This is a genomic window from Streptococcus parasanguinis, from assembly GCF_040908565.1.
GTDB classification, from domain to species: Bacteria; Bacillota; Bacilli; order Lactobacillales; family Streptococcaceae; genus Streptococcus; species Streptococcus parasanguinis_AC.
This window is the reverse complement of the sequence record NZ_JBDGEA010000002.1, coordinates 179,129-187,592: the sequence shown is the minus strand read 5'-3', so window position 1 is coordinate 187,592 and position 8,464 is coordinate 179,129. Positions and strand designations below refer to the sequence as shown.

Below are 8,464 nucleotides of genomic sequence, written 5' to 3'. Positions count from 1 at the left end.
GAGCCCACTCAACCACTGCGTCTTGCTCGACAATCCAAAAACAATTAAGAGGCTAGGACTTTTGTCCCAGCCTCTTTTGTTTTACTGCATATCATTGTTCAATCTTTTTGAAAAATAGAGGACTAAGTCATCATTGTTTTCACAAGAACTGTAAGGGTCCAAGGGCTGATCCCTAAACCAAACGCCAGATCCATCTGGGATATAGCCCCGTTTGACATACAGTCTTTGAGCTGGGCCATAACCCGAGTGTAAACCAACCCCTAAAGTAACAATCTCTGACAGTAGGCAGATTCTTTTTTCTGCCTCCTCTAAGAGTTGATTCCCAATTCCTCGATTTCTAAATGGCTCAAAAACATTAAAATCAGATAGTTCAGGAAAGGCTCCCACGAAAGGACCGTGCTTGGCATAAGGCAATATTGTGATATAGCCTGCCACAAATCCATCCGACTCAGCTACTAATACTTCCCTCTCTCCATTCTCCTGATCCTGCAAATAGTCAGTCAAGATATCCTCTCTACCCGGCCACCCTTGATGGATAAAGGCTTGAGAGATGTGCTCAATATCTGCCTTTATCATCCTCCTGATGATCGCACCTTCCTTCATGGTTCCCTCCTTAATACATTTCTTCCCTCATTATAACATGATTAGAGCTCGGGAAAGGTCAAAGAGGTCCACTCGGAACTAACTCACTATTTCATTTCAATGCTCGTGAAAAAAAGACCCAACCGGGTCTTTTCTTTAATCTTCGTTTACGAAAGGCATCAAAGCCATTACGCGAGCGCGTTTGATAGCTGTTGTTACTTTACGTTGGTTCTTCGCTGAAGTTCCAGTTACACGACGAGGAAGGATTTTCCCACGTTCTGAAACGAAACGGCTAAGAAGCTCAGTATCTTTGTAATCGACATATTCGATTTTGTTTGCTGCGATGTAATCAACTTTTTTACGGCGTTTGAATCCGCCACGACGTTGTTGAGCCATGTTTAATTCTCCTTTATAGTTTTAATTCGTTAAACCCATTCTTAGAATGGAAGATCGTCGTCTGAGATATCCATTGGATTCGCTCCAAATGGATTTTCTTCACGACCAAAGTTTGGCGCTGCATTGCTTGGTTCAGATCCACCAAAGCTTGGGGTTGCATTTCCAGCAAAACCACCGTTGCCTGATGAATAGCCACCACCTGCATGCCCTTCGCGTGCTGCACGGCTTTCCAATAGTTGGAAGCTGTCTGCTACGACTTCAGTGACATAAACACGTTGACCTTGCTGGTTTTCGTAATTACGTGTTTGAATGCGACCGGTAATCCCAATCAAAGCACCTTTCTTAGCCCAGTTGGCTAAGTTTTCTGCTTGCTGACGCCAGATCACACAGTTGATGAAATCGGCTTCGCGCTCTCCATTTTGACTCTTGAAGTTGCGATTGACAGCTAGGCTGAAAGTAGCAACTGCTTGATTGCTTGGAGTGTAGCGAAGTTCAGCATCACGGGTCATACGACCGACAAGTACAACATTGTTAATCATAAGTCACCTCGGATGATTTCTTACGCGTCAACTTTTACGATCATGTGACGAAGAATGTCACCGTTGATTTTTGAAAGACGGTCGAACTCGTTAAGAGCTACAGCGTCGTTCGCTTCAACGTTTACGATATGGTAAAGTCCTTCACGGAAATCTTGGATTTCGTATGCAAGACGACGTTTTTCCCAATCTTTTGATTCAACAACAGTTGCACCGTTGTCAGTCAAGATAGAATCGAAACGTGCTACCAAAGCGTTTTTAGCTTCTTCTTCAATGTTTGGACGAATAATATAAAGAATTTCGTATTTAGCCATTGATAATGTTCCTCCTTTTGGACTAATGACCCCAAGTCTTTGCAAGGGGTAAGTGAGGTTTACTCACAAGAAACTATTATACCAGACTTTTCGAACAAAGGCAAGGATTATCTTTAGGATTTGAAACATCATTTTTTATATACCCTACGATATTGAAGGGAAACTTCCCCTTAAAAATGGCAATTAATAGAAGGAAAGAGACTCCTTTCCTGTCCCTTTTCCTTAAAGAAAACTGATATCAGTTAGCTTTAAGCTTGAGTCTTTATACTAGCTACAACAAATCTCAAGAAACGAGGAACGATTATGAATTATCTTATCATCCCCGCCTATCAACCGGATCTGAATCTTGTCAAACTGGTTCGCTTGGTCCATGCTAAAAGCGATCTCGAAATCATCGTCGTCGACGATGGAAGTGACGCCGACAAGAAAGTGATTTTTGACAAATTGGACGGTCTTGCGACAGTCCTGACCCACGAGCACAACCAAGGAAAAGGGCAATCTCTCAAGACTGCTTATGCATACATCCTAGAAAGAGGTACCTATGGAAGCATTGTTACAGCTGATGCAGACGGTCAGCACAAAATTTGGGATATTTTCAGGGTTGTTAACCAATCTCAAGAACATCCTGGAACACTTATTCTAGGAGCACGCGCCTTCTCTGGAAAAGTTCCTTTACGTTCTGCTTTCGGGAATAAATTGACTCGCTTCTTGTTTAAACAACAAACGGGAGTGGCAGTCAGCGATACTCAGACTGGCTTACGGGCCTTCACTACAAATATGTTACCTTTCATGCTTGAGGTTGACGGACAGCGTTATGAATATGAGATGAATGTTCTCCTTTCAGCAAGCAAGTCCTTCCCCATCCTAGAAGTTCCGATTGAAACAGTCTACATCAATGACAATGAAGGTTCCCACTTCCGTCCTATCCGAGATGGTCTCATGATCTACAAGGACATGTTTAAGTTTGCCCTCTCCTCTCTGAGTAGTTTTATCGTTGACTATCTGGTCTACGCTTTCTTCCTTTTTGTAATGATGGCTGTGCCCATTAGTCTTCGCATTCTCCTAGCGAACGGGATCGCTCGTGTGACGAGTTCCATTTTTAACTACTCGACTAACAAGCACCTGGTCTTTAAGAATAAAGACAGCGTAGCTAAAACAGGAAGTGGCTACTTTGGTCTAGCCCTCGGCCTCTTTATTCTCGATACGCTCTTGATTCGACTCTTCTATACTGCTTTCGGGCTCAATCTCCTGATCAGTAAAATTGTCGTTGGCTTCCTCCTCTTTCTGGTCTCATGGGTGATCCAGAAAAAAGTAATCTTCAAAGAAAGGACAGCTCCCCACCATGGAATTTTTTAAAAAATCCTATACCTATGCTGCCTGCTTTGGCCTTCTTTTGACCAGCAGTTTTAGCTACTCGATGCTCAAGACCTTTGTCTTATCCGATGCCATCCAAACCGTAAAAGCTACTACTACGGACACTAAGGCAGCCAAAAAAGCAGCTGCTTCAGCTACAACGACCGATACTAGCTATTCAGATGACAATATCCAGGTGACTTTAACAGAAAAAACAGTTGAAAATACCCAGGTTTACATCGCAGATATCACAGTCAGCTCGGCAGATTATCTCAAAACAGCCTTTGCACAAAACACCTACGGGACAAATGTAACGGCTAAGACCTCCGTCACGGCCGCCAACAACAGTGCTATTCTAGCAGTGAACGGTGACTATTACGGGGCTAACAGTACAGGATACGTCATCCGAAATGGAGTGGTCTACCGCGATACCGTTCGGGAAGATTCAAGCAATGGTGACCTAGCCATTTACAAAGATGGATCCTTCAAAATTATCTATGAAGATGAGATCTCTGCAGATCAATTGGTCAAAGACGGGGTCGTCAATCTCCTTGCCTTCGGTCCTTCCTTAGTTGAAAATGGTGAGATTACGGTAGACACCAACTCAGAAGTTGGACGATCCATGGCATCCAACCCACGTACAGCGATTGGGATCATCGATGAAAACCACTACATTATCGTCGTGTCAGATGGACGGACTTCAGAAAGTGAAGGACTATCTCTCTACCAATTAGCGGAAGTGATGAAGTCTTATGGCGTTAAAACAGCCTACAACTTGGATGGTGGTGGATCTTCTACCCTTTACTTCAATGGCCAAGTTATGAACAAACCAACAACAAATGGTACTATCTCAGAAAGGGCGGTGAGTGACATTGTCTACATCGGTTACTAATCCTATTAAACAACGGTTGAAAAAGACCATCCTCTGGTACACTCTAATCTCAGCATTTTTCTTTGTCGGAAGTCGCATCTACGAACACTTTAGTTTTGGCGAAACTTCCGCCTTCATGCACTACCTCTTCTTGATTCCTTTTATCAGTGGGGCCCTACTAGTGGCTCTACAGTTAATGGTGAAAGGCCTCTCTCGCCTGAGTCTCAATCTTTGGAATTCTGGAGTGGCTACGCTCACAGCCGGAGCCCTCTACCGAGGGATTGTCAATCTCTCCGGTCGCTCTACCACAATGGATCAGCCCTATTATTACCTTGGAGTTGCCTTTCTAGCACTGGCTCTGATCAGCCTCTTCTTTGTTCGCAGTGTCTGGATAGAGAAAACAGCCTAAGACATGAAAAACGTCCGTTTCTTAAAAGAACGGACGTTTTAGTTTGAAGTCAAAGTATTCTGAGAAACTTTCCTTAGGTGAGAACGGACGTCAGCGAACTTCTTCAAAGTTCCATGACTTAGTTTTGAACCTAAAGTTTCAAAACTCCCGAGTGCTTGAAACAATATTGTTTCAAGCACTTTTCTCACGGCGGAAAGTCCCAGTAAGGAGTAAATGATATCTATTGCAGAATCATTTAATTTTTTATGCAAAAACAGTTTGTATACTTTCTATCCCCAGTTAACCTTCGCGTTTTTTGCTGACTACAAAGCCTGCTAAAGCTAGTGAGGTCATGCCAAAGAGGCTAAGGACTGTGGAAGCCAATTCTTCTTGACCTGTTTTTGGAAGACCTGTTGCTGGTGTAGCAGCTACTTCTGCTTGGCCACCCGTATGATAAGTGACAGCGACTGGTTTGACACTTGCTACTTCTTTTGTTTCGCTTGCAGCTGGTTGAGCTGGAGTTACTGGGTTTTCAGGTTGAGGTGTTGGGGTAGTAGGAGTCACTGGAGCTACAGGATGGACTGGATTTACAGGACTTACTGGATCAACTGGCGATGGCTGTGGTTCCGGTTGTGGTTGAGGTTCTGGAGTTGGTTTTTCTTCTTCCACTTTTTCCACAAATGTCTTGTTACCCAAGATTGAAGCAGATAACTTCTTCCCTGCCTTATTCACATCTTCGATGTATTGGATAAAGACTTCAGTATCTGGATTAATCGCACCGATCAATTTTGTATCGCGGAAGACTGAGAAGCCATCACCACCACCATACAAGAAGTCGTTGATAATCGCCTTGTAGGTCTTGTTGCGATCAATTTCTGTGCCATCTGCCTTGTAGACTTTCACGACCTTATATGGATTTTCTTCTGTTGCATCGGCTGGTTTTGTATAGGTGTACTTGATCCCTGCCATTTGCAAGAAGTAAAGTTCTTTCTCATCATACTGTTGGTCCAAAGCTTTATAGATTTGGTCTCCGGTAATTTCGACTACTTGGAGGATATTTCCAAATGGTTGCACCGCTTGAGCTGCACCCCAAGTGACTGTTCCGTCTGGTTTCACCACGAGGTCTGCACGGATTCCTCCATTATTAGTGAAGGCAAAGTCAACATCTGGATAACCTGATTTTTTGGCAATATCTAGTTGCGCTGCTGTGACCAAATCTCCAACAGCACTTTCTTTTTGCGCATTCAATTCACGGGTAATATTTTCAGCCTTGTCTGCTGTACCGATTTTTGCTTCTGTTACTTTTTTAACCGTCGCATTAGCATCATCAATGATCGCTTGAACCTTGGCATCTTTAGCTTTACCTTTAGAAGGATCGACAGCGATAATTTTAGCAGTTGGGGCTTTGACAAAGTCAGCTGTATCTGTATCTAGGACCCCACGGACATCAGAGTAGGCCTTTCCTTGAGAAGTTCCTTGCACAATCAAGGTATTTCCGACCATCCCATTTGTATATTGGTGGTTGTGGCCTGCAAAGACAAGGTCCACAGAGTTTTCAGGATAGATCTGGTTTAATTTTTTGATCATGTCTGCGGCAGGACCTTCTGCTACTCCATTTTTACTAGTGGCAGCAACGTGGGCCAAGACAGCGATAGCATGAACACCTTGGTCATTTAATTCACGCGCATATTTGGCAATGGATTCTGCTTCATCCAAAACACGGTATTGTTCATGATTTTTACGCAAAACAAGATTTGGGAATTCTGTCGTAACAACCCCGATAAATCCGACCTTAACGGTCTTATCATTGACTGGGATTTCTTTGATGGTATAAGGTTTCCAGTCAAATGGGATTTTGTTGGTATCCTTGTCGACCAAGTTAGCAATCACGACTTCTTGTTTAGAAGCTTCATGAGGATACTCATCGACGATCTTATTGAATTGACCAGGTGTTGGGGCTTCTCCCTTCATGATCCGGTTGAATTCACCAAGTCCTTCGTCAAACTCGTGATTACCAAGAGTTCCGTATTCAAAGTTCATTTCATTGAAGACTTTTACAGTTGGTTCATCTTGAAGAAGGGCAGAATTGGCTGGACTAGCTCCGACCATATCTCCAGCTTGCACACGGATGCTGGCATTTGGCGTTCCGGCATTCTCCGTTTCAAAGTCTTTTTGCGAATCGTTCAAATAGGTTGCCAAAAGTGGGGCTGTTCCTGCGTTTTTCACAGTTTCGCCTTCTAAACGAGCTGTCCCCGTTTGTTCCAAGGCACCGTGGAAGTCATTGACCCCCATGAACTGCACGGGCAATTCGTCTGCAAAGACACTATTGATCGCAAAAACACTGAGACCAGCAGCGACTGCTAGGATACTGCTTTTCAAGACAACTTTTTTCTTCATTAAATACTCCATTTTCTAATGTCGGACACTTCTCCAAAAAGGAGAACGCAGAACAGTTGATTTGCTGCAATCAGCTCTTCCATTTTACTATTTTTTCGGCTTTTCTTCAACATTTCTTTGAAAACTCTTCCATCTTTCTCTAGAAAACGCTTGATTCCCGAACTTATATCCAGCTGTCTTTTCTTTAGTTCCTAGATCTATAGTTTAACTTGTAAAATAAAAAATCAGTCCCTAAAGGTTCATCAAAAAAGAACTGAAAACTGTTGTTACGTTTAAGAGTAAGATAGTCACAATGAATCATATGAATCGACTATACTTTTCTCCTATCAATACAAATCCTTTGTGCTATAATGTGATTTATGGAAAATAATAAAAGTACAATCACTAGAAAAACTTTCAGAAAGCAGGAACCTGATGTCCTGGGTAAGGCAATCGCTTCTACCCCTTGTCTATCAGAAGCCCAAATTCATGGCCTCCTGGTAGACAAGGAAAGTAGGTGCCAACACTATCATTCTCCACTAGATATTCTTGCCCTAAAATGCTATGACTGTCAAAAGTATTATGCCTGTTATCAATGTCATGATCATATAGAGGATCATAAATTTCGGGCTTATCCTTGCCACTTAAGGCAGGATAAGGTAGTTATCTGTGGTGTTTGTCTACATGAAATGACTATTGAAAACTATCAAAAGTCTGTCTCTTGCCCTCATTGTCACAGTCGGTTTAACCCAGCTTGTTCAAAACACTATGACATTTATTTTGCAAAATAAAAAGATTAAAGACATTGTTCGTGTGAACAGAGCCTTCAATCTTTTTTTATTGGAAGTAGCTATGATTTTTTAGAGAGTTTAAAATGGGTTTCATCACCAAAGCGACAACAAGGCCTTTCAAAAGATCAGGAATGATAAAAGGCACTAAACCAACAGCTATAGCACCAGACCAAGGCATATTGCCAAGGAAGTGAAGACTGATGATACCTCCAACAAAGACAAGAGCATCACCTAAAACAAAAGCCAAGAAATTTTTCCAAATAGGAGCTGTAGCATGAGTCAGTCTAGAAGTGACAAATGCAAAAAGTGGATAGGCGAGCAAATAGCCTATAGAAGGTTGAACGAAGGATTGAAGGCCACCTCCTCCACCTGCAAAAACTGGTAAACCAATAGCTCCTAAGAGAAGATAGAGGAGTCCAGCTAATGCAGCTTCTCTTGGTTTAAAAATAGCGGCCACCAGCCCCACAGCAAAGGTCTGTAATGTGATGGGAACGACACCAATCGGGATAACTATTTGAGCCAATGCGGCAATAATAGCAGCTCCGAAAGCTGGAAGAACAATTGAAAAAGTATGATGTTGTTTCATTTTTTAGTTAACCTCACTTTTGAACATGGTTAACCTATTATACCAAACAACCCCTTAATGGTCAACCAAGATATAAAAACAGGTTGACTGTAGAAACTGGAATTTGTTTGTAATTTTCTTTTTCAAGTAATCCCACTTACCAGTATTCTTTTTTTAGGAAATCATTCACCTAGTTACTGATGGGCTAATCAAATATTTTTAAAAAATATCAAGTTCTTTTACCGCTAGCATCATCGATGTAATCCACAAGGTAATTCCACCCTCTGTGGAT

The 8,464-nt window shown here is 42.3% G+C and carries 10 protein-coding genes; 4 read left to right on the top strand and 6 right to left on the bottom strand.

Annotated elements, in window-relative coordinates:
- Positions 1-81 precede the first annotated feature (81 nt).
- From AB5Y61_RS01985 to rpsF, 4 genes are all read right to left on the bottom strand, one after another.
- On the bottom strand, positions 82-603 hold the full coding sequence (locus tag AB5Y61_RS01985) for a GNAT family N-acetyltransferase (RefSeq protein ID WP_368402920.1): 522 nt from the start codon (positions 601-603) through the stop codon (positions 82-84).
- Between the two features lie 135 nt (positions 604-738).
- Positions 739-978: a 30S ribosomal protein S18 gene (rpsR, locus tag AB5Y61_RS01980; protein WP_000068664.1), complete on the bottom strand. Its 240-nt coding sequence runs from the start codon at positions 976-978 to the stop codon at positions 739-741.
- A 41-nt stretch (positions 979-1,019) separates the two neighbouring features.
- Positions 1,020-1,517 carry a single-stranded DNA-binding protein gene (locus AB5Y61_RS01975; protein ID WP_003008622.1) on the bottom strand — a complete coding sequence of 166 codons (498 nt, stop codon included), beginning with the start codon at positions 1,515-1,517 and terminating at the stop codon, positions 1,020-1,022.
- Between the two features lie 20 nt (positions 1,518-1,537).
- Positions 1,538-1,828 carry a 30S ribosomal protein S6 gene (gene rpsF / locus AB5Y61_RS01970; protein ID WP_003005040.1) on the bottom strand — a complete coding sequence of 97 codons (291 nt, stop codon included), beginning with the start codon at positions 1,826-1,828 and terminating at the stop codon, positions 1,538-1,540.
- A gap of 303 nt (positions 1,829-2,131) precedes the next feature.
- Here rpsF and AB5Y61_RS01965 point away from each other — a divergent pair, with 303 nt between their 5' ends.
- From AB5Y61_RS01965 to AB5Y61_RS01955, 3 genes are read left to right on the top strand one after another with little or no spacing between them, the layout of a single operon-like run.
- Complete coding sequence (locus tag AB5Y61_RS01965; protein WP_368402918.1) at positions 2,132-3,184, top strand: GtrA family protein; 1,053 nt, start codon at positions 2,132-2,134, stop codon at positions 3,182-3,184.
- Complete coding sequence (locus AB5Y61_RS01960) at positions 3,171-4,073, top strand: phosphodiester glycosidase family protein (protein WP_368402916.1); 903 nt, start codon at positions 3,171-3,173, stop codon at positions 4,071-4,073. The genes AB5Y61_RS01965 and AB5Y61_RS01960 overlap by 14 nt, the downstream gene beginning before the upstream one ends.
- Positions 4,054-4,461, top strand: a complete 408-nt coding sequence (locus AB5Y61_RS01955) for a hypothetical protein (RefSeq protein WP_368402928.1) — start codon at positions 4,054-4,056, stop codon at positions 4,459-4,461. The genes AB5Y61_RS01960 and AB5Y61_RS01955 overlap by 20 nt, the downstream gene beginning before the upstream one ends.
- 279 nt (positions 4,462-4,740) lie before the next feature.
- Here the strand turns inward: AB5Y61_RS01955 and AB5Y61_RS01950 are convergent, their stop codons facing one another.
- On the bottom strand, positions 4,741-6,837 hold the full coding sequence (locus tag AB5Y61_RS01950) for a surface-anchored 5'-nucleotidase (protein ID WP_368402914.1): 2,097 nt from the start codon (positions 6,835-6,837) through the stop codon (positions 4,741-4,743).
- A gap of 431 nt (positions 6,838-7,268) precedes the next feature.
- Between AB5Y61_RS01950 and AB5Y61_RS01945 the strand changes: the two genes are divergently transcribed.
- Positions 7,269-7,607, top strand: coding sequence for a CHY zinc finger protein (locus tag AB5Y61_RS01945; RefSeq protein WP_368402926.1), 339 nt, complete (start codon positions 7,269-7,271; stop codon positions 7,605-7,607).
- 46 nt (positions 7,608-7,653) lie between these two features.
- On the opposite strand, the gene AB5Y61_RS01940 is transcribed toward AB5Y61_RS01945, so the two are convergent.
- Complete coding sequence (locus tag AB5Y61_RS01940; protein ID WP_368402912.1) at positions 7,654-8,193, bottom strand: biotin transporter BioY; 540 nt, start codon at positions 8,191-8,193, stop codon at positions 7,654-7,656.
- Positions 8,194-8,464: the final 271 nt, after the last annotated feature.